Below are 22,685 nucleotides of genomic sequence, written 5' to 3' on the forward strand. Positions count from 1 at the left end.
TAATGCTGGTATTTGGCACACAAATCCATATCGTCACTTTTATTTTTATCGTGCTGGAATTCTGTATGTTTATTTTCCAGACGTTCTATTACTTGTTCCGGCCGCAGGATAAAAGTCGTTTATGGTACCTGTTGTTACTGTTGCTGTTTCAGTTTTATAACATCACCGGCGGGCTTTTTCCGGATCCTAAAATTGATATACCGGTCGCCGTTCAGGAAATGCTGGCCTATGGCAGTGGGTTTTTGATGGCGTCGTTCTTCCCGCTTTATTTTTATAAGGCCTTTGATTTGAAAGCAATAAGATGGCATGCCCTGTTTGGCGTTCCTTTATTTTTAATGCTGCCTTACTTTGTTTTTTTTGTAATTGCCTATGCCATAAATGGAAACCTGAATATCGATATCAGGTTTGGCATGATCGTTCCGCTTATTTATGCGGTGACATTGCTTTACGTCATATTTCGCGCCATTCGGAAAAAACACGAAGCAGACCGGGATAAAAACGGGTACCTGGAAGAAATCGCGTTGTATTTTGCGGTGGTGCCATGGATCTCGCTTACTTTTTTTGGGTTGATTGAAGAGAACCAGCTCGTTGAGGTGTTATTTACAAATACGGGTATCATTGTTATTACTATCCTATTTATAAGGAAATCTATTCGACATGCACGCTTGGAATACCAGTTGCTTCAGCACGTAACGACAGATGGTGCACGCGCTGAAACCTTCCGGGAAAACTGTCTGCATTACGGGCTGACGAAGACTGAAATTCAAATTGCCGAGCTGTTATATAAAGGGCTGTCAAATAAGGAGATTGCAGACAAGCTGTTTATTTCCCAGGAAACCGTAAAAAAACACATTTACAATATGTTTCGGAAGACAGCAGTGAAAAACCGATCCGGACTTCTTCATACCCTGCAAAAGACCCGTTTTTAAAGCGCTGCCCCGGTTATTTCGTTAAAATACCACTATTTAGGTAGCATTAATACCCGTTTTTGGTATTTGTCTCATGCTGACTACAAGTTAGTTTTGCCCCTGTGGTGATTTTTGAGCCGGTTTAAGGTCCGGTTTGTATTAAAATTTAATTTAAATAGCATGGAAAAAAGGTTTGCGGATGAATTGTACGGGCGGTTCCGGCTGGAGCTGCTGGAACCGGAGGAGCCGGTGGCGACGGTGCGCGGCTTGTCGGCCCGGCTGTCGGTGGTGAAGCGGTATTTGCAGGTGTTACGGGAGGAAATGGTGGCGCATGGCTTCCGTGATGCTGCGGAGGAGGTTTGGTTTTTTAAGGAGGTGAAGCCGTCGTTCTATTGTTGGCTGATCTATTACCTGGAGTGCTTCGGCATTGAATCGGGCTTGCCGGCGGAGGCGGAGCGCCTGGCTTATTACGCGGAGCAGTTGAAGTTTACGGGGCGCTTTTTCCGGCAAAACGAGTTTTATTTCCAGTATTATAAGCTGGGCGGGACGGAGCTGGATCACTTGTATTTCATCCGGGGTGCGGAGGCGGGCAGGGTGCTGGCGCCGGAAATACCGGAGGTCGATCCGGCTTTTGGAACGGCCCAGGATTACCTGTTTTCAAAGTTTATGGCCTATGAGATGGTGCAGGCCTATTTGCTGGAGGCGATGGCAGCGCCTGCGGTTGAGGGCAGGCCCGGGGGGTTGCTCAGCCGCAAGGGGGTGGCGACGCGCTGGACGGGGGATACCTGTAACCTGATCGAGGTGGTGTACGGGATCTATGAGACGCGGCAGGTGAATGCTGGGGAAGTGGACCTTTCGGACCTGATGGATGTCTTTGAGCAGGTGTTCCAGGTGAACCTGAGCCGCTACTTCCGGCGCTTTACAGAGATCAAGCGGCGCAAGACGATCAGTAAAACGAAGTTCCTGGACCAGATGCGGGATGCGGTGAACCAGCGGATCGATGACGGGGATGCGCTGCAGGTGAAGGGCAGGGGCGGTGGTTCCCGGGATGGGGATAAGATGGATTTTTTAAAAGGGAACCCGTATCTGTAGCGGCCGGTGTTTGCGGGCTGCTGATGGGGTGGGTATAGGCGGGGAGGCTGAGGGGCGTGCTTTTCCGGAAAAAATGCGGTTATTGAGCCGGTGTAAATATAACCTGCTGATTGCAAGTGTATTGATCGGATGGGGTAAAAAATGGCACGGAAAGTTTGCACGGGAAGAAAATAATTTTCTATATTGCATTTACTTAATTAACCTTAACACGATGGCTATGAAAAACAACCAGCGAGTCCTGTTTCCTATTTTTTATTCAGCAAATGCTATAGCGGCGGTTACGGTCACCGGTGGCCTGGTCTGTTGCGGCTGTGGCGGGAACTTGTAGTTCACGCATGCTTTACCAAAACATAATACCGGGTTAATGCGCAATGGTTAGCTTTGGGTGAATCCCTAAGACCGGTATAGACCGGGAAAATCCATCTTGTTTTATCGTACAGCCGCATTTTTTCGGTGTCGCTGTGCTCCTTGCCAAGGGCAAGCTTGTTCTGGAACTCAATTTTTTACAGCACCTGCCGGTGCGGCTGAAGTGCCCGCCGGTCATCCCTTGGTTGATGCTTGCGGGGTGCGGGCCGGGCTCCAATGCGGGCTGTGTGTGTTTTCAACAAAAATAAATTTACAGGGCTGCGCTGGGGGCCCGGATGAGGTTAAAATTCATGGCAAATACGAACTGTTTGACGGCGATCTCCTTTTCATTGACGGGTAATGTGACCCTTCCGGATCAGCATGCGGTCTTTTTACTGGCTTTCGATTCGGAGGCGGACCAGGAGACGGTACTGGCTTATGAATGGTATTTGGATGGTACTGTGATCATTGCGCAGAACCAGCCGGGGCTGGATGCGCTGATTGCTTGCGGCAGCCATACGGTGGCGGCGCGGGTGCTGACCGCAGAGGGCTGGAGCGGTTTGAAGAGCCTGGCTTTCCAGACTTGTGTGACGCCGGAGGTGACGCTGTCGATCATGGGGATCGATCCGGTGGCGCAGAATGTGAGTGCGGATTACCGGCTGGTCGCGGATTACCCGGACGGGTCCGAGCAGGACCTGAGCGCGCAGTATATATTTTCAAGCGAGGGGGGAACTTTTACGGGGACGGTGTTCCGCCCTTCGGCGAATGTTTTCCATCAGCAATGGCGTTATACGACCCTTGTTGCGCAAAAAGGCGGGGCTGACCCGGTGACACGGCAGATCGGTATTTCGGATACGGCTTATGATGCGGGGATCCTGGTGGTTGAACTGTCGGGTAACGCCTCGCTGGACGTGATCGGCCTGGTCGATAATGCGGAGGTAACGGGTAACCATGTGGCAGCCTATACGGGGAATAATGTGGTGCCCGGCGGCGCTGCGGTAACGGATGCGCTGGTACTGGCTTCTGATGCGATGGCGCCGGGGGGCTCGAATTGGCGGTTCGAGTTCAATATCGCCAAATTGCTGGCGGCGTACCCGGATACGGCTGACTTCGTGTTCTACCTCAAGGGGAGGGCGGCGGCTGCCGGTCCGGTCTCGGGGTCGTTCCTGCTGAAGACGTCGGATGCGGTGCTGTCGATGGATGGTACGCCGGGTAGCCTGGTGCCGGGAACGGTGGGGGGATATGACTTCAGCCCGGTGGTGAATTTTACGAGTGACCTGGTGGATGGGGCGGACGGGGATTATGACGAGGCCGGCCTGACGATGATTGTCAGGTTGAACTACAATGTGGCGACCAAGGTGATTTCGTATAACGTTCGCCATAACCCGATCGTGACTGGTGATTTTGACTTTATGGTGGTGAGCTATCGCTGGGGGCCGGCTGATGGCCGTGACCTGGATACGCTGACGGGCTTTGAAAATACGGGGACGTCCGTTGACGGTATGTATGTCGGGTACAGCCAGAACCTGGTGGTGCCGGAGACTAGTACCTCCTTTGATACGGCCTACCTGTATTGGGGGACGGATAACAAAACCGACAATGGCACAGAGGCTATTTTGATCGGGATCAGGAAGTTTGTGCACGATTTTACGTCAGCGCCGGATGTGATTGAGGTGGGGCTTTACGCGGTGTGGTTCCAGTATGCACTGAGCGGAGATATTACGGTGGAGCTGGTGACTTATAAGGGGGGAACGATGGAGCTGAATGGTACTGATTTTACAAATTCGGGCGGGACGCTGGTGTCGTCGAATTTGGTTGTGGTGAACACGAAGGTTACGAATGACGGGCTTCATACGCCGGCGAACTCCTATAAGGTGGGTTCGCTGAAGTATACGAGGTCGACGCAATCGGGGGTGATCGTGATTAATTGAGTGAAATAGAGATAAACTGGTGAAGTTCAAAATTTAAAATATAAGCAATTGTAGTATGCCGGATAATTCGTCATTTGCGCCCAATTCGTTTTTTTTTTTACCGATCCTGCGGCGATTACGCAGGGCGGGGACCAGGTGTTCGGGCCGGTGTCGGCTGATGTTTACGGGCTGACCAGTAAGTTTGATGTGCCGGCGGGTACGATGGCTTAACGGGTGTGGTGCTGGAGCAAGGATACGAATAAAGTAATCCCTAATTATTGTCAAAAGCAGTATGCGTATTATTCAAATCCTGTCCACCATCTTAAGTGATGACTTAATCTATTTAATGAATTAAATATACAGTTATACAAGGATAGAGATAATATGGCATTTTATTTTTTTGCAGACATTGGAGCACTGGATTCTCAATCAGATTTTCAATTTGGCCCAACGGAAAATACATCCATTGCGGGCGTCGAATATGAGCAGTTTTTAGTGACGAGCAGGCACACTGGCCAAAATGATCTTGATGCTGTTGCTATCTGTAGAGGGCAGATAATTGTTCAAGAACAAACTGATAATCAAAGTTTGCTCAATATACTTCTTAAGCCAATCGATAATTTGCCATTTGTATTTCCAGGGATTAAGTATTATTTATATAAAGGTATTAAAAAAAGCAGCCTGGTGGCCTCTAATGATACTGACATCGCGCAGAGGGATTCAAACGACTTAATAAATTCGATCTGGGCTTTTTTTGACAAGAGAAATTACACAACAAACCCCACAAAGGAGTTATTAGGGTTAAATGATTCTATTGATTCTTTAATTGATACAATTGATTTAGATGATATTTTTGAATCTTCATCTTTGGACGTACAATTTTGGAGTGTTCAGCCAGGAAATAAAATTGGCAAATTCGATAAGGATGCTATAGGCTTTGAAATTATAACAAATAGTTTATTGCACAAACCAAAGCTGGCGGTGCTTAGAAATGCATCTACTTTTATACAAGTGCAAACTTTGTCATCTACACCAACACAAAAAGACTTTTTTGAACATTGGCACAAAAAGGAAGCGATACTGGGGTTTATAGATCCTTGCTCATTATTTTCAGAATTTTACAATAAGGAAATTAGCGTTTTTGTCGACGGAGTTGTGAACAAATGGCAAGGAGATGATATCAATCAAAATCTGCTTCTGAAATTTGCGAATAAAGGCTTATGTTATTTAGATATTCGCAATGAGTTTAATAACTCTATTAATTATTTAAAAAACTACGGCCCAAGTTCAGTAGATAATACTACGAACATTCAAATAAAAAAGAATGAAGAACTGGGTTTTTACAACATAAACTACTATTCAAACGGTTGGCCTATCCTGGTTATTGACAAAAATAACTTTAACGAATCGCTAAGAAATTTTCAGAGTTTGTCAATTAAAATGCCATGTAGTAATGACGAAAACCCATCACCGTTAATTTACCTTGATATTGCATCTAAACCTAGTGATAATTTCCCTACAGGTTTTTCGCAAAAGGAAAAATTTGTGGATGGCCTGATTACAGATAGCTACACACAGGAATTGGAAGTCGGATTGCCATGGGCTGATGATAATTTACTAAATAAGCTTACCCGACTAAAACTAGTCAGAAAAACAACAAATGAAAATTTGCTGCCAGCCACTGATGCAAATATCCGAAGGATGGATTATTTGGATTGTTTATTCCCTTTACAAATCAATTATGATTTTGCCAATTCAACTCTGACGACCAAGGTTTTTGATGAAAATATTTATCTTGATGTAAGTGAAACGCATTTTTTTGACGCCGCTTTTAATTTGGGGATCAGTTTCACTGGCGGGAATGTTACTCTGTTTGCGAATCCAAATATCATAAATCAAAATGATAGAAACAAAGAAAGGCAAACACTCGAATTAGTCGGTGACTGGAAGTTTGGAAATGAAACTAGTGATAATCTATTGTTTAATTTATCGGAGGATGATCTATCATCAAATTTAGTCACAAATGTATTGTTTAAGGGTGAAGACGAACTGCATGTATTGGAATTTCAAACATCTGGTGCTGATATCGAGGGGCAGTTTAGCGTTCCTGATATTAGAAAAATATTGAGTCTCAATTTTACAATTGAACAATGGAATAATATCGTTTCGATAGCGAATTCAAACTTCCTGATGGACTATTGGGTATTCCTTGGCATCACTAACAAACTGGTATTAGAAGATGATAATCAAGTTAACTACACCTCTATGGATATTATAATAAAGGGATTTCAGGTTACTGATAATAGCCTTTCTGTTCAGGAGGCAACAACAAATTTAACTGTAATAGCATATGGCGTTGTTTAGTACACAGGAAGCTACAGCAAATTTTACAAAGACTGTTTCAATACCAGCGGAGCCTTTTCGGGCCGGACGCGAATTTAAATCGTACGAATATTATCAACTGTATTTGGGCGATAATGCAATTCCTTTGGCCGAATGGGAAGGACAAGATCTTTATTGGCTTAGAAGAGATCGCGAGTTGTCAAATCATCGTTGGCACAGGGCCGCTCATTTGATTACTTCCGCTCAACCATCATTAGAAAACTACCTCAAACCGTTTGCGCAAATTAACTCCTATTATAAAACGATACATTTTTGGATAAAGGGAAAGAATCATGAATCTAGGTGGGTTAATGGCGCTTTCTATTTAGTAAATGATCTAACAGATGCGTATTATAAAGGTGTTACTTTTCTTGCGGATTGGTTTACACCAACACCAGCTTATAATCTTTTACAAGCTCTAAATCTCGCGATTGCAAATTATGCAATAACCAAGTTTTATGAACTATTGTATGGTGTTTACGCCGAAGTGCCACAAAAAGGAGTTGATGCCTATATTTTTGATAGGAATTTTATCGAAATTGAGCAAGGACAGGTTGCGTTAGGGGCTTATTCGACTGCAGAGCCTGAAGGAAGGGAGGTTGTTAGTAAGCTTTTTAATGATACAGGTTGGCGTGCAATCTTAAAAGATATGGACGTTACGGGTATTTTTATTCCTGCCTTCCCTGAATTATTTGATGATGGCGGTTCAGATTTGACACTTCCTCCGAATTATGGAAAGGACGCGAGGATACAAATTCCTATTGCGATGCTATATTGTGATTTTAATTTTTATAACGATCCGGCCTTCTCTACTACAAAACTTGCTAAAGCGCTAAAAAACGGCGAAACTATCTACAAAAAAGTTGGACTTCCACCTTCTGCAATCATACCGGTCTACACAAACGATGTTGATGTATACTTTGCTTTTTTACGAGCACACATAAATATTTTAAATGTATTTAATAAATGAGAAAGTCAAAATTAGTTTTATCATTTCAACGCTTAATTAGTTTTTGTTAAATTTTCGTAGTGGCAACTTCATAATAAGAGTGGAATTTAAGTTATCCTAAATTATAATAACATGCCTGATAAATATTATCCAGCACTATCGTCAGTTGTTTCTTTGGATCAGTTACCGGAGAATCTAAGTTCAATGACTTCGGGTTTTGCGTCACTTTTTGATGATATTTATTTCCGCAATTTATATACAAAAGCCTCAGCAAACCTCTCATCAGGCTCTTATAAACTCGAAATTATATGTTTTGCGGACTTTTTAAAATTTGAGATACCTGGAACCGGAATCAATTTGATATTAAATCCTGATATAAATAATCCAGGCGTTGACTTTAGCGTGGTTCCGTTAACACTCACCTGGAACTGGGGTATTTTAAAATATTTGACAAATTTTAAAATTAATTATTTAGATTTTACCCCTGAGACTTTTTTTAATACAATCTTAGATATTATACAAGTCTCACAAAAGGACTTACTATTCAGTGCGGTAAGTACCTTTATATCCGGCCAAGATCCTCTTAGTCAATTTGCTGTTTCTGCAAATGCTAAATATCCAAATTTAGACATTGCTTTACCTTTAAACCCAGACATAAACATCGCATTAAATGATGTTCTGACATCAATACAGGAAAGTTCGGAAGTTACTTTAAATGATATTCTAATAAATGATTATGTTCTTAATCCTGATAATACTGAAAATAGTCTTCAAAATTTGGAAGATCTTTTCTCAAGATTTTTAGGCTTTGATGTTGTGAACAATATCAAGAATTTGTTAATACCAAGAATAAAAGCAAATCTTGAATTATCAGTGGGAATTCAAATACCGCGTTCAGTATTGGTTCCTGTAAAGCAAGATGGAACTGTCGAAAGCGATGCCGATATATTGACAACACTCATATTCGAAATTGGTCAATTTGGATTTGATTCAAAATCGGGCTTTTTTTTCAACGACGATCTGGGTTTGACATTTCCAACTGCCTATCCTAAAGCGCAAATTGGTAATACTGGAATCATTATTGGGTTTACGCAAGCGAGACTTTTCACTGGAACTAGTGACGGTATATTTAACACATTTGGTAATTACCCTCCAGATTTCCGTGGACTTTATATAAAAGAAGTTGATATCAGCATACCGCGGTTCGGGACAGACGATATGAACCACTCGTCGTTTGCAATTAACGGAGAGAATTTACTAATTGGGACGGGGGGGATTTCTGGAACTATTGAACTGGAACAAAGTGGCGTTTTATTTCGGAAGTTCGGCAATTTTTCGGTGGAGTTGGACACCTTTTCGGTGACGTTTAAGCAAAATGCGATTGTGGGTTCCACGATCAGCGGTAAAATAACTTTGCCGTCGGGTTTCCAGGGTGACGGGCAGGTGTCGGTGGTGAAGATCGACGGGAGCATCATGGATAACGGGAATTTTAAGCTGACGGGTACGTTTTTGGGTGAGTTGCCGGAGTTTACGTTCCCGGGGGTGTTTACGGTGCATATCAGCAAGCTGGAGCTGGGTGAAAAGGGCGGCAGGTTTTATGTGAGTGTTGCGGGGTTGCTGGATTTTATCGCGGATGTGCCGGGGCTGGGGGAGGTGTTGCCGAAGGGGATCATTATCAATAAGCTGCTGATCTGGGATAACGGGGATATTGAGTTTGCGGGGGGCGGTTTGACGGTGCCGAAGGCTTTTCGCCTGGAGGTGGGGCCGGTGCGGATGGAGGTGTCGAATATTTCGATCGGTTCGCATACGCGGGTGCACAACGGGATTCAGCGGGATTATTATTACTTCGGGTTTGACGGGATGATCAATGCGGGGACGGCGGGCTTCGGGGTTGGGGGAAACGGGCTGAAGTATTACTTTACGCATGATGATCATTACCCGGATAAGCTTTTTGACAGTTATTTGAGCATTGACGGGATTTCCATTGATATTACGATACCGGCAAATGTGACGCCGCCGGATACGCCTGCTTTTATTTTGCAGGGGTTTTTGTCGATGAAGAACCCGGAACCGGCGGGTTCGGCTTCGGCGACGGAGTATATGGGGAAGATTTCGGTGTCGGTTCCGAAGCTGCATATCACCGGGAGTGCGGCGATGCGGCTGAACCCGCATGTGCCTTCGTTTATCGTGGATATGGGGCTGGACCTGGCGACGCCGATCCCGCTGGGGGGGACGAGCCTGGGGATCTATGGCTTCCGGGGGCTGATCGGGCAGCATTATGTGCCGTCCAGGGCGGCGGCGCATTTGCCGGATGATGCGACCTGGTGGGATTATTATAAGGCGAAGAGCAGTTTGACGGGCCTGGAGGGGGTGGAGATCGATAAGTTTGCCAATGAGCCGGGCTTTTCGCTGGGTGCGGGGGTTGCTATAGCTACAGAATTTGATTCGGGCTTTGTCTTTTCGAGTAAGTTGTTTTTATTGCTGGGGCTGCCGGATGTGTTTTTGATCCAGGGGCAGGCGGCGGTGCTGCGGGACCGGATCGGTTTGCATGATGATGTGGATCCGCCGTTCAGTGCGCTGATCGTGATCAGTAACCAGTCGGTACTGGGGAACCTTGGGGTGGACTTTAATTTGCCGTCCTCGGGGGGGCTGAAGGGGGATATCATTTCGCTGGAGGCGCAGCTGGAGATGGCGTTCTTCTTTAACAATGCCTCGGGCTGGTACCTGAATATCGGTAAGGATACGCCGGCTGCGGCGATGGTGCAGGCGAGTATTTTGGATATCTTCCGGGGGCATGCCTACCTGATGATCTCCTCGCGGGGGATCCGGGCGGGTGCGGGGATCGGGTATGACTTTGACAAGCATTTCGGGCCGGTGCATCTGAGCCTGGGAGCCAGCCTGGATGTGGGCGGCTTTATCAGCTTTAAACCGGTGCAGATCGGTGGCTTTATCCAGCTGAGCGGTCATGCCTCGCTGAAGGTCTGGAAGTTTGGCCTTGGCTTGTGGGTATCCCTTGGCCTGGCGGTGGAGGCGCCGCATCCGTTCAACATGACGGGGAGTATGCGGGTGAAGCTGCCGCTGCCCTGGCCGATCCCGGATATCAAGTTTTCGCTGGAGATCAGCTGGCACTTTAACAATGACCGGTCGCCGCTGCTGGCGCCGGTGGCGGTGCTCGGCCTGCCGGATCCGGGGACGGGGTATATCCCGGCTTCCGCCACGAATATCCTGTCGAACGAGGTCTTCCAGGTGAATTACGTCTTGTCCCAGGATGCGGCGGTGATCCCGCACCCGGGCGATGCGGCCTGGAAGTTTGACTTTACTTCGGTTGCGGATGCAGAAAATGTGACCATCCCGCTGGATAGCTTTGTGGACATTGCGCTGCTGAAGCCGGTCATTCCCGGTAATGCAGGGATTGGGGGGGCCTCCAGCCAGCTGCCGGTTGGTTACGTGGAAATGATCCCGCCTGCAAAGGGGGTGAGCGACCAGGTGCGGCACCAGTTTGAGCTGGTGGCCCTGGATGTTTTTGCCTGGCGGGCGGCGGACAGTACCTGGGTGCCTTATAATATTTACGAGTCGGTTACGGCGATTGTCAGCGGGAATACGGGGCCGGGGGCCATTGATCTTTCGCAGCTGAAGCCGGGCTACTGGCAGTTTACGGAGAAGGATAAGTACAACAAGATCCGCTTGTTGTCTCAAAATATGTTCAGCTATACGAACGGTTCCACCAGTGACCAGCTGGACCTGGACGGTATGAATTTTATGCCGGAGGACCTGTTTTGTTATGAGACGGTGCTGCGGACGGTGCTGGTGAACTGGAAGGCGGTGCCGGTGGGAACGACTTACCCGGAGGGGGTGCCGGTGGCGGCGGGTGCGTTGCTGCTTACCTTTAACGGGATCACCGCGGTTGTGGCCGAGGACGCTGGGCTGGCTGCGCCGGCGCTGCTGGTGAGCGGGACGCCGGGCAGCCTGGTGATCACGCTGCCGGAGCCGGTGACGCATTTGAAACTAGAATTTGGTGAGAATACTAATCAGGTGCTGGTGAGCTTTGTCCGGACGCAGTATACGCCGGACGGGCATGGTCATGCCATTGCTGCGGATGTGGTGGTGGGTTCCGAGCCGGTATTGCCTGGCCAGCCGGCGGCGGTGCTGAGCTATGATGATGCGGCGGTTGCCATTGACCGGGTGGTGCTCCGTTTTGACGGGGCGGCTGTTCCCGGGTATACCGGGGACCTGGTGCTTGGCGGGCACCTGCAATTGCCTGCAACGTTCATCCCGGCCGGCCTGGATGGCAACATCGAGGCCGGCCGGGCTTTGCTGTTCGCTGCTTTGTATGACCGCGGGCTGACCGGCTCGGAGGTGCTGCAGCTGGAACACAGCGGGCAGCCGGGGCTGGTGGCGCAATGGGTGCTGGATTCGCCTGTGGCGGATGCCGGCGGGCTGAACGGGATCCTGTCGGGCAGCCCGGACCTGGGTACGGGCTTTTACGCGCGGAACGGTGCCGGGTATGAGCAGGTCCGCGGTGTGTATGAATTTACAGGGAATGCGGATGCGGTGATCGTTCCTTATGATCCGCTGCTCAACGTGGAGGGGGGCAGTTTTGCCGTGGAGGTAACGGCGATCTTTAATCCCTTTGCTGCGGGGATCAGTACGCTGTTGTATAAGGTGGAGGCGGATGCAGTGACGGGTGACCGGAAGGGGTTTGCGCTCCACCTGCTCCGGCAGACGCCGGCGGTGCCGCTGACCCGGTACCCGGATGCGGCAGGTGTGCCCGGGTTTACGGTGTTGCTGACCTGTTATGACGGGCAGGCGAGTTCCGGGATCACGGTGAGTGGCCGGTTCACGCTGGACTGTTCGGATCATACGGTAGTGGCCCGGCAATACAAGCGGGTGTTGGTGTCGGTCAGCCGGGAGGCGGGGACCGTTGCGGTTTATATCGACCGGGAACTGAGGGGCAGCGCGGCGATCCCTGCTGAACTGGGCGCTGCGGCGGGGGATGCGGGTGTGTTGTCCACCTTCCTGGACCAGGTGAGCTATATCACGGCGGCGGACCAGGCGCGGCAGGCGGATAACCCGGTTACCCAAACGGGCTTTATCGATGAGGTGCAGGTGCTGAGCGATACGCTGAACAGGACGATCCAGCCGGTATGGCGGCCGAATACCACCTACGCGGTGCGGGTGCAGACCCAGGACCGGGTGGACGGCGGCAGTTCCCCGGTGCTGGTCAGCCAGGTGTTCGGGTTTCAGACGGCCGGGCCGCTGGGGCACTTTCACCAGCACAGCAAGGCTTACCAGGACCTGGCGGACCTGGATGAGGCGGCGCTATTCAAGCTGTCCAACCTGAAATATTATATCAATTATGACCGTTCGTTCCCGGATGCGCAGGGGCGTTATGAGCTGAGCAAGCCGGTGTTTTACCATAACCCGCAGGTAAAGCTGTACTTCACGCAGCCTTATATCAATGCGATGTTCACGGACTGGGAGGCCTACCAGGGGCTGCCGGTGTCACAAAGCCGGCTGGAGCTGCAGTTGCTGGACCCTGCGGGGAATGCGGTGACGCAGCAGCTGGCCTGGGACCCGGTGCAGGAGATCCCGGTTGACGATAGCAATTACAAAACGCTGCCGCCGGACCAGCAGCTCATCTATATGTTCGACCGCGCTGCGTCCCACGGGGGCTGCAACCCGCTGACGGAGGCGCTGGTGAAGCGGCTCCGGCAGGGTTCCTACCAGTTCCCGGACCTGCTGCCCAATAAGTTGTATACGGCGCTTTTTAACGCGGTATACCAGCCGGAGGGCGGGGCGGCGGACAGCGTGGAGGTGCACAAGTTTGGCTTTATTACCTCGCGGTATGCCGGTTTCGGGGAGCAGGCGGGCAGTTTTGTCCTGGATGCGACGCCCGGCAGTGAACGGTATGCCGTTTATGTGCAGCCGGTGGCCTTTGACAGTGCTTACCTGGCGCAGGTGCTTGCCGGGCTGGTCAATGCTGACCCGGATGCGGATCCGCCTGCGGTGATGAAATATGCGGTGCCTTTTGACCGCCTGGTTTACGGCGGGCTGAAGCTGCCTGCGCCGGAACCGGGTGATACCTCGGTGATCGTGCTGGTGGTCAATACGGATCCGGCGGCGCATACCCGGCGGCTGCTGGGGATCATTGTTTATAACCCGGAACCGTTTAACGAGCCGAAATTGCCTGCGGCATCGCTTGGGGATACGGTGAAGCTGACGCTGACGCTGCCCGGCGGCACGGTGCTCACGCCGGATGCGTTCATCAATATTTATTCCGGGGATAATTCGGCGGTGTTCATCACGAATGCGGCCATGGACCTGGCATCGGGCAGTATGCAGCTGAGCTTCCGCTATAAGGTGTTTAACGGAATTGATTATGAGACAATTTACCAGGACTATGACGGTCCGGGAATTGATATGGCGCCCTGGTTTTAGTTAAGGGAGCGGGGAATTTTGGTTTAATGATAGGAATCTATAAATAGCGTGTAAATGTCTTCAGGAACGAATTATAATGCCTTTTGTGCCGATTACCGTACGATGGCGAATTGCCTGTTTGCGATCCAGGCGGCTGAGGCGGGCGGGGATCTTGCCGCGCACCCGGAGCTGACCGGGCAGCTGTATGTCTTTGACTGGGGCGTGCTCCGGAAGCTGTACAATACGACTGCCGGTATCCTGGGCAGGCTGGAGGGTTTTACCCTGGGCGAAAATTACCTGTATTTTGATTTTGATCTGGGTAACTTTAATAACGACTTCAACCTGGGGGTGGTCGTGGACCCGGCGCCGGGCTACGGCCAGGATATCATTTCCTATACGCCCGGGGATTATACGGATTTTGACTTTACCGGCCTTGATTTTAACACAGGGCTGGTCGATGATACGAATACGGGCTACAGTTCCCACTTCCAGACCATCCTGAATATGTTTGGCCTGTTGTGCAGCCGCTCTTCCGAGCTGACCGATGCGGAGCGCCAGCGGCTGAACCAGGACCTGGCGGCTGTGCTGAGCGCGTTTGCGCTGCTGCAAAATGCCCTTTCGGCGGCCGGGTTAAATCCCTGCGTACCGCAGGTAGCCCATTTTAAGAATTCGTCGTTTTTATACCTGCAGGCGGCGGGTTCCGACGGGGGAAATGGCATCGCTGCGGGGGTGCACCTGCGGTGGAGCCTGGCCGGGGACCTGGGGCTGAACCACCTGCCGCAGGGCGGGTACCTGAACGCCCCGGCTGCCGGGTACAACCGGCCGGACGATTATATTACCCTTTCGCGGACGCCTTATGCCAACCCGGCGCTTGCCACCCTCGATTTCGGGCTGGCCCTGCCGGCGATTGATTTTGCGGCCAGGCAATGGCGGTATACGGTCAACAGCGTTTTTGGGGGCCGGTCGTCCAGCAGTGCGGTTACGCTGACCTTTACGGATGCTGTGCTTTATAGCCAGGCTGCTGCTGCGGTTAGCCCGCAGGCGGGGGCGCTTGCCTTCCTGCAGGCCTACCGGGGGATGATCGAGCTGGTGGTGGCGGATAAGGCCTGCTTTGCCTTTGGCTATGACTTCCGGCCGGTGGAAGGGCGGACCGACGGTTTTTTAAAGATCGAGGCGCTCAGCGCTGCGGAGCTGGGCGGCACGGGTACGGAGACCGTCAATATCCGGCAGACGGTGACGGCGGGTTCAGGCCCGGTGACCGGGGTGCTGCAGGGGGATAATTTGACGCGGTTGCGGCTGCAGCAATCCGCAGGGGGCTGGCTGCAATCCATTTCCTTCGAGACCTATGATGACTTTATCGGTACACGGCTGGCGGCAGACTGGACGGTGGTCGGGAATGCGTTTGCCTTGTCGCTGGCAGACCAGGAGGTTTTTGACCGGCTGGAGACCGCGGCATACCCGGTTGACGGCCTGTGGCCGCAATACAATGACGGTACGCGGGTGAGGGTGGCCAATTACCAGGATAAGTGGGGTGTTTCGCGCGCAAATGACCCGTCTGTTAAGGCGACGGTTCAAAAATATTTGGAATTGAGCGCAACGGATCCGCGGGCGGTGGCTATCATCCGGGATGATGGCGCAGGCCCGGATGATCCCGGGCTAAGCTTTAGTTACCTGGATGCGCTCAACCTGATGGCCACAGATTTCCATATTGCGCGGATGCTGGGGCTGGGCTGCATCGATGCGGCGGCCCTGCCGGGGTCCGGGCAGTATATCTATAAGATCAGCTATACCAATCTCCTGGCGCCGGGTTCGCCGGCGGTGACCGTGCATGAATATGCCAGCATGCCGACGGGAACGGCGGACAGCCGCCTGCCGGAAAAGCCGGCCATCCGGCCCCTGACGTATGCGGTAGCGGGGGCGGATACCGCAGGCGGCATGATCGATGCGCAGGGGTACATCAGTAATTTGAATACCCGGCTGGTCAATATCGGCCGCCTGCCCTATAATTTTGAAACCTTGCCGGCGTCGTTTTTTACGTCCGGCGCTACTGCGCTTGACTTTAATATTTTTAGGGACAGCCGGTCCATTCTTTATGGGATTGAGTACCGTCCTGCCGGACAGGGCAGCTATGTCAAGCCGGAGATCCCGGGGATTAAAATGCCCGGGTATATATATTATGCCTACGATGCGGACTTCCAGGCAGCCGGTGTGGCGGAAACGGTGCTGTGCCCGGATGATGCGGATAGCCTGTACGTGCACTTTGAGCAGCAGGAGGGGGTGCATTATTATGCCGTTTATGGTGTTAACTGGTTTTCAAGGGCGTCTGTGCGCAGTGAGGAGGCCGCGACCGATGCGACGGTCTTCCCTATTCCTAATAGTTTGAGGCCGCCGGCTGACGTTGCCGCGCAATACATCCAGGAGGAGGACACGCTGTTGTTTACCACGGGTACGGAACAGGCCTGGCTGGCCGGTCGCGCGGCTGCCTTTCCGGGTCAGGACGTCAGCTTCACGCGGGTGACTTTTAACTGGCTCGACCTGGCCGATATTTCCTATGTAAAGGATCCCGAAGGGTTTGATTACGCATCGGTGTTAAAGCCGACCCGGGTGAAGCCCTGGTTCAGGGCGCTGCCGCCGCTGCAGGTTACCGGGTTAATTACCTCGGTGATCCCCGTTACGGGCAATGAGGAATTGTTGGCGCTTTATACGGGCAGTTACACCACGCTGGACGGGACATTGGCCGATCCTGCGATCGCCGGCGAAGACTTCTCCCGGTTTACGGGGAGCCTGCTGGTTACCCCGGAGGGCCAGTTCCCGGTGCAGGCGGTTGCTGCAGGTGCGGGCGGGCCCGTCATTACGGTGTCGCGGCTCAGCACAGCGGAGCTTGTCGAGGATGCAGGCGACCCGGGTATGTATGGTACCCGGAAAAGTTATATCCTGCCGCTTGCGGGCAGCAGGTTTACGGTGACCGAGAATTTATCGGACGAGGCGAACTGGTCCCCGGTTGCCGGGGATGTTCAATTGGTGAACTTTACAAACCCTGCGGCGCCGGTGACGGAGACGTTCGTGGACGACGAGGGAAATATAACACGCTACCTGGTGGGCGGGATTTCCGGGAATGCGCTGGTCAGCGAGGTGCATGCGGCGGCGGATGGCGCGGTCATGCCTGGATATTTTGCGGTCAGCTTCGATGCTGGCATTAACCTGGCGCCGCACCCGCAATCGGGTCTGCCGTTCGATCCTGCCAGCCCCGGCGCGCATGCGCCCGGCGCCCTCCATCCGCCGGTCGCTGACTGGTATAACGGCCTGGTGCGGCTGCCGGTGGATGGCAGCCCGGCAGCCAAAAAGCTGTTGCAGGTGATCCGGATCACTGGCACCGCCCCGGTACAGCTCATCGTGTATGACGGCAGCTACCAGGAGGACAGTGTGCAGCTTTCGGCATCGGCGACCGATTTTGTGGAGGCGGTGAATTTCCATCCGGGTTTCAAGGTTTACCTGTTCCCGGAGCCGCCGCCGGATTATTTCCTGAACGGGGCCAATATCCAGCCGGGGCCTGCAGCAACGGATAAAAAAACGCTGCTGGGCCTGCAGGCAACGGATACCGGTGCCGGCGGCACCGGCTATGTCTCGGATGTTTCGCTGCCGGTATTGCTGCTGGCCAGGCGGATAGTGGAGCCGGTGCGCCCGGATATGCCTTTGTTTGCGGGTCTCCGGGTACGCCCGGATGCGATCAATAAGGCGGCGTTTACACTTGACCTGAAGATCGGGCCGGATGCGGCCACGGGGGCGGCACGGAGTCCTTTTGGGGTGGCGTTTTACCGGACGACGAACGAGGATATTTTAAATGCACTCTATAATCCGGATACGGTTGCGGCAATCCTTGCCGCGCTGGATGCGCTGACGGCGGATGAGGGCTTTGACCAGCGCTATGGGGAACTGGCCAACCTGTTTTTTGACCCGGACAACCCGGGGCACTTCCGGGTGTTTGATGCCACGCCGGCGCCCTATGGGTTTCCGGTGCCGGATAAGACCGGGCTGACGGCGCCGGAGGATGACCTGGCTACCCGGATCGCCAAATACCACGATGCGCTCATGCTGACGCTGTTGCCGCTGACGGCGCAGGTGCCGGTGCTTGCTTACCTGAAGAATGGCAGGCAAACCGATAAGCGGGAGCCGGTGATCAGGGATGCGGATGGCGGCCTGCTTACGCCGGCTGACCCGCGGTTCGATCCGTTCCCGATGATCAGGAAGTACACCAGCACGGCAGAGGCGAATACGACCTATGTGCGGTTTACGGATTATACGCTGAGCGGCTCTTCGAGGTACCTGTATTTTTATGGCGGTGCGGAGGTGACCAACCAGTTGGTGACGGGTGAGCTCAGTCCCTTTGCGGGCCCGGTTACGATCGTGCATACCCTGCCGCCGGATGCGCCGACGGTGCGTTTCTTTAGCCTGGGGCCGCCGGCTGTGGAGAGCAGTTCGCCCATTGCCGTGAGTTTTAGCCTTTTGCCGTTTCTGCCGGGGGATACGATCACCAGGGCCAGGATCTACCGATCGCTTAACCAGCAGGATACGCTGTCGCTGCAGTCGATGCCGTCCCGGGTGGATTTTGATATTGTAAGCGACGACCAGTACGGGATCGTGATCACCGATACTTTTAGCGACTACGCGGTTTTGCCGGCGGGGGAGCTGCTCTATTACCGGCTGGCCTTTGTGCGCTCGGTCATTAATGAGGATAACCTGCCGGAGGATATCACCGGTTATGGCTCCGAGGTGGTGACCATTAACCTGATCGATACGGTTAACCCGCAGGCACCGGTGCTGACCTACCTGCAGTCGGAAAACAAGCTGACCTGGATGCCCACGGCCAATAAGGGTACGTATTACCTGTATACGCAAAACAGCCGGGGAAACTGGCAGCAGCTCTACCAGGTGAAGCCGGTTTCGCAGACTGACGCGATGGCCTATGTTTTGCCAAACCCGCTGGTGCCTACTGATGAAAATGGCAACCGTATTTATTACCGGTTTAAGGTAAAAGCCGAAAATTCGTCCGGCCTGCTGAATTTGGTAGACAATGAATTAACAATTTAGGAATTAATTTAAAACGAGAAATAGCAATGGATTTAAGCGGCTTAACTGCAGTAACAACCCCAGCGGAGATGATTGCCTGGCTGGCGGCGAATTGTTTAACACCGATCAGGCCGGTCATGACCGGTTCCGACTTCGGTACGATCATGCAAAAAATTGTTTCGCTGTCGGGCGGGGATTTTATACCCTACTCCGGGGCAACCGGTGACGTTGACCTTGGGGCGAACAAACTGACGCTTTATGGTGCCAACGCGGGCTTTAGTTATAATTCTGGGCCCAATACCGGGGGCGCCATCGGCTTTAGCGCATCCCGTTTTGGCATCTTTACCAATGGCCAGTTCCATATCGACGGCGCGGACGGCGGGAGCATTTCATTCGACTATGCGGATAATGCCTCGGGCTGGACCATCGGCCGGGGCGGGCAAAATATATACCTGAGAAACGCGGCAGACACGCATACCTGGGAGTATTCCTTTGATAACAATACCGGTAACTGGTATTTGTGGAACGGCGTCAACGGGGATGGTGCGCTGAGTTATAAAACGCTGGATGAGCGGGACCTGCCCGGCCTTTCCCTGGCAAGTGCCGGCAATACGCTCCAGGGTGAGGCGGCTTTTGCCGGTGCTGCTGCGCAGACGGTTTTTACGGTAACGCTCGGAACTGCGCTTGCGGACAATGCCTTTAGTGTCAGCATTACACCTGCGAACTACCTGACCTCGACGTCGGCCTATTATATTTCTGCCAAAACGGTGAACGGCTTCGAGATCACCTTTAACACCGCGTTGACGGGTGATGTTGCATTTGACTGGATATTGAAGCGCTCCTAAACGATAAAAAGTATTAAATTCTTGACTTATGGCTCAAACCACACCTATTTCCGACCAGTATATCGATGGTATCATCAAATCGGCAGGTCCGTATAACCCGGGCCTGGATAAAACACAGGGGATCCAGCTGCGCGAATTGATCAAGGCGCTGCGGGACAACCTGCAGGCGCAAATTGCGGATGCAACAGGGGCTGATGTTCCGGCGGGCGGGGCCGCGGGACAGGTTTTGGCGAAGGCCGACGGGGCGGATTTTAATGTCCACTGGGCCGATGCGGCTGCCGGGTCCGCCATCCCGCCGGTCAGCAGCGGGGAAAAGGTGGTGACCCAGCAACCTGGGGGAACGCATGTGGATTACGATATTACGGATCTTACGGTGCCGCCTGGTCCGCTGACCGCAGCGGATTTTTCTACGGGGATTGCCGCGGTTAACGGGGTGACGGGCCAGAAAAGCTATGATCCGAACTATGAATATACCTGTATCGGAACCAACCAGTGGCGGCGTTCTGCCCTGAACGGGGCACTTGTGGACCTGTACCTGGCGGATACCGATGATACATCCGGCTTGAAAAGCAGTGCGGACCTCAGTACGGCGTTTCCGGCTGCGGTCACCGGTCAACGGAGCTGGGGCAACACCGGGTATTATGAAAGAAAGACAAACAGCTGGATTTATTTCGGCGGAACAATCGTTTGATATGGGATATTTACTAACCACCAACGGGGGATTCCTCCGTTCTTCGGGGCATATATTCAGCCAGTCAGCTCAACTGGGCTTCGGTTCGGCGACGTTTTCCACCACGCTGAACGCGGGGGCGATCCGGTTCGACCCTGATCCGTCGCATAACCGGTTTTTCGTGGGTGGACCGGGTACGGTCGATGTATATAATGCGACAACCCTGGCCGTCATACAAAGCATTACCGGGTTTTCGGGGCAAATTATCGGCATTTGCTGCGATGAGGGCAATAACAGGGTGTTTGCATTTTCCTCCGCGCATGGGTATATCATTGACGGCAGCACCCTGGGTATTACCTTATCGGTAGCATTTGACGGTGAAAACTTTTCCAATAGCTGTTACGATCCGGTATCCAATACCGTATGGGTCCCCAGTTATTATAAAAATAAGTTGTACGTGCTGGCAGCGGATACGCTGACGGAAAAGGTAAGGATCTCCGACGGGCCGTCAGGTCCCGGTTGTCTCTCCCTGGACCCGGTTGCAGCGAATAACCGGGTCGTATTGGGGAATTACGGGGCCCACAATATCATTACCTATGACCGGTCGACTTATTTGAGGACCTTTACTTATCCGGCGCCCGGCGCCATCAACGATATTTTTTGGGACCCGGATCCGCAAAAAAACAGGATGTATGCCGCACTGAATGGCGGTGGTTTAGCCGTCTTTGATGCCGGAACATTCGGGCTGATCGCTAACCTAAGCCTTGGCTCGGGTGACCTTTACGCAAGTATTGACCCGGTGGCCGCCAATAAAAGGATATTAGCAGCGTACCAGAATTTTGGGATCAGCGTCGTGCCGGTCCCTGGATAGACTGCGGGTTTTATTTTAGACAAAAAGGTCCCCGGGGACAAACGCGGGCGGCACAAACGCGGTGGTCAGCAAATCCACACAAAATAACGGATTTATATTTTAGCAGCGCAAAAGACATTATGGCACATTTATTAAGAAATAACGGGGTGGTCTTTAAGGTTGGTGGGCACGTGTTTCGCGTGGCGGACCGCTCAACTTTCCTGTCAACAACCTTTTCGACAAACGTCAACGCCCTGGCTATCCGGTTCGACCCGGATCCCGCCCGCAACCGGTTCCTGGTTGGCAGGGGAGGTGCAATGGATGTGTATGACGCCGCCACGCTGGCCCTTACCCAAACGATCACGGGTTTTTCGGGGGATGTCAACGGGATTTGTTTTGACCAGGGCAATAACCGCGTGTTCGTGTTTACGTCTAATGGGTATGGCTATATCGTTGACGGTGTTTCCCTGGTAATTTCGCTGACCGTCAGGGTCGGGAGTGATAATTTTGGAAATATTTGCTACGACCCCGTTTCCGATGCGGTCTGGGCGCCCAGTTATTATGGCAATAAAATCTATGTGCTGGCGGCGGCTACCCTGACCATCACTGCAACGATCACAGACGGGCCGGACAGCCCCGGCTGCGTCAGCATGGACCCTGTTGCGGCGCATAACCGCATGGTGCTGGGTAATTACGGCGGGCACACGGTCATCACTTATGACCGGTCAACCCTGCTAAAGACCGGCACTTATGCGAGTTCGGGCGGTATCAACGATATTTTCTGGGACCCGGTCCCGCAAAACAACCGGGTGTTCTTCGCCAAGCATGGCGGGGCGCTCACCGTGGCTGACGCGCAGACCTTTGCTGCCATCGAGGATATCGTCCTCGGCTCGGGGCAGTTTTTTGCCACCATTGACCCGGTTGCCGCACATCACCGGATATTGGCTGCGTATAACAATTACGGGATCAGCGTGGTGCAGGTAACCAGCTAAGTCGCAGCGACCGGCGCATTTGTTACGGATTACGGTAATGCGGCAGCCTTGCGGCAATTACCAACTGATCGGTGCCCGGTTGATGGTGATGTTGTTACATGCGCAATTGTGTACGAGTAGGTCATTAAGCGTAAATAATCGAGTCAAGTGGTGCGGTTTTTTGTCATAACTGGCTTTCGCGAACTTTAGCTCGGTAATTATAAAGCCTATTGAGGTGGGGATTATAAAATCAAAACCCGGTGAGTTGATGGATGCACA

At 52.1% G+C, this 22,685-nt stretch carries 11 protein-coding genes; all 11 read left to right on the forward strand.

Annotation, left to right across the window (positions count from 1 at the left end):
* The first annotated feature begins 2 nt into the window (after window positions 1-2).
* The 11 genes from KXD93_RS30565 to KXD93_RS22540 all read left to right on the forward strand — a co-directional run bounded on the left by KXD93_RS30565 (window position 3) and on the right by KXD93_RS22540 (window position 22,427).
* Window positions 3-929, forward strand: a complete 927-nt coding sequence (locus tag KXD93_RS30565; protein WP_308726302.1) for a helix-turn-helix domain-containing protein — start codon at window positions 3-5, stop codon at window positions 927-929.
* A gap of 159 nt (window positions 930-1,088) precedes the next feature.
* Window positions 1,089-2,000, forward strand: a complete 912-nt coding sequence (locus tag KXD93_RS22495; RefSeq protein ID WP_258139625.1) for an RteC domain-containing protein — start codon at window positions 1,089-1,091, stop codon at window positions 1,998-2,000.
* Between the two features lie 656 nt (window positions 2,001-2,656).
* Complete coding sequence (locus KXD93_RS22500; RefSeq protein WP_258139626.1) at window positions 2,657-4,276, forward strand: hypothetical protein; 1,620 nt, start codon at window positions 2,657-2,659, stop codon at window positions 4,274-4,276.
* Window positions 4,277-4,639: 363 nt separating this feature from the next.
* Window positions 4,640-6,619 (forward strand): hypothetical protein, encoded by a 1,980-nt coding sequence (locus KXD93_RS22505; protein ID WP_258139627.1) that lies wholly within the window; start codon window positions 4,640-4,642, stop codon window positions 6,617-6,619.
* Window positions 6,606-7,607 (forward strand): hypothetical protein, encoded by a 1,002-nt coding sequence (locus KXD93_RS22510; RefSeq protein ID WP_258139628.1) that lies wholly within the window; start codon window positions 6,606-6,608, stop codon window positions 7,605-7,607. Before KXD93_RS22505 ends, KXD93_RS22510 begins: the two co-directional genes overlap by 14 nt.
* 111 nt (window positions 7,608-7,718) lie before the next feature.
* Entirely contained in the window at window positions 7,719-14,024 is a 6,306-nt protein-coding gene (locus KXD93_RS22515) for a hypothetical protein (RefSeq protein ID WP_258139629.1), read from the forward strand.
* A gap of 54 nt (window positions 14,025-14,078) precedes the next feature.
* The gene (locus tag KXD93_RS22520; protein ID WP_258139630.1) at window positions 14,079-19,091 is read left to right on the forward strand and encodes a hypothetical protein; all 5,013 of its coding nucleotides are present in this window, start codon (window positions 14,079-14,081) and stop codon (window positions 19,089-19,091) included.
* A gap of 26 nt (window positions 19,092-19,117) precedes the next feature.
* The gene (locus KXD93_RS22525) at window positions 19,118-19,915 is read left to right on the forward strand and encodes a hypothetical protein (RefSeq protein ID WP_258139631.1); all 798 of its coding nucleotides are present in this window, start codon (window positions 19,118-19,120) and stop codon (window positions 19,913-19,915) included.
* A 28-nt stretch (window positions 19,916-19,943) separates the two neighbouring features.
* Window positions 19,944-20,606, forward strand: a complete 663-nt coding sequence (locus KXD93_RS22530; RefSeq protein WP_258139632.1) for a hypothetical protein — start codon at window positions 19,944-19,946, stop codon at window positions 20,604-20,606.
* Window positions 20,557-21,456 (forward strand): YncE family protein, encoded by a 900-nt coding sequence (locus KXD93_RS22535; protein ID WP_258139633.1) that lies wholly within the window; start codon window positions 20,557-20,559, stop codon window positions 21,454-21,456. The genes KXD93_RS22530 and KXD93_RS22535 overlap by 50 nt, the downstream gene beginning before the upstream one ends.
* A 119-nt stretch (window positions 21,457-21,575) precedes the next feature.
* Window positions 21,576-22,427, forward strand: coding sequence for a hypothetical protein (locus KXD93_RS22540; RefSeq protein WP_258139634.1), 852 nt, complete (start codon window positions 21,576-21,578; stop codon window positions 22,425-22,427).
* The last annotated feature ends 258 nt before the right edge of the window (window positions 22,428-22,685 follow it).

Origin of the sequence: Mucilaginibacter phenanthrenivorans, from assembly GCF_024721155.1 — a bacterium.
In the GTDB taxonomy this organism is placed as follows: domain Bacteria; phylum Bacteroidota; class Bacteroidia; order Sphingobacteriales; family Sphingobacteriaceae; genus Mucilaginibacter; species Mucilaginibacter phenanthrenivorans.

Bases quoted from the DNA above. Each gene is read 5' to 3' on its own strand.
- KXD93_RS30565 (WP_308726302.1), top strand. From the start codon at position 3: ATGCTGGTATTTGGCACACAAATCCATATCGTCACTTTTATTTTTATC.
- KXD93_RS22495 (WP_258139625.1), top strand. From the start codon at position 1,089: ATGGAAAAAAGGTTTGCGGATGAATTGTACGGGCGGTTCCGGCTGGAG.
- KXD93_RS22500 (WP_258139626.1), top strand. From the start codon at position 2,657: ATGGCAAATACGAACTGTTTGACGGCGATCTCCTTTTCATTGACGGGT.
- KXD93_RS22505 (WP_258139627.1), top strand. From the start codon at position 4,640: ATGGCATTTTATTTTTTTGCAGACATTGGAGCACTGGATTCTCAATCA.
- KXD93_RS22510 (WP_258139628.1), top strand. From the start codon at position 6,606: ATGGCGTTGTTTAGTACACAGGAAGCTACAGCAAATTTTACAAAGACT.
- KXD93_RS22515 (WP_258139629.1), top strand. From the start codon at position 7,719: ATGCCTGATAAATATTATCCAGCACTATCGTCAGTTGTTTCTTTGGAT.
- KXD93_RS22520 (WP_258139630.1), top strand. From the start codon at position 14,079: ATGTCTTCAGGAACGAATTATAATGCCTTTTGTGCCGATTACCGTACG.
- KXD93_RS22525 (WP_258139631.1), top strand. From the start codon at position 19,118: ATGGATTTAAGCGGCTTAACTGCAGTAACAACCCCAGCGGAGATGATT.
- KXD93_RS22530 (WP_258139632.1), top strand. From the start codon at position 19,944: ATGGCTCAAACCACACCTATTTCCGACCAGTATATCGATGGTATCATC.
- KXD93_RS22535 (WP_258139633.1), top strand. From the start codon at position 20,557: ATGAAAGAAAGACAAACAGCTGGATTTATTTCGGCGGAACAATCGTTT.
- KXD93_RS22540 (WP_258139634.1), top strand. From the start codon at position 21,576: ATGGCACATTTATTAAGAAATAACGGGGTGGTCTTTAAGGTTGGTGGG.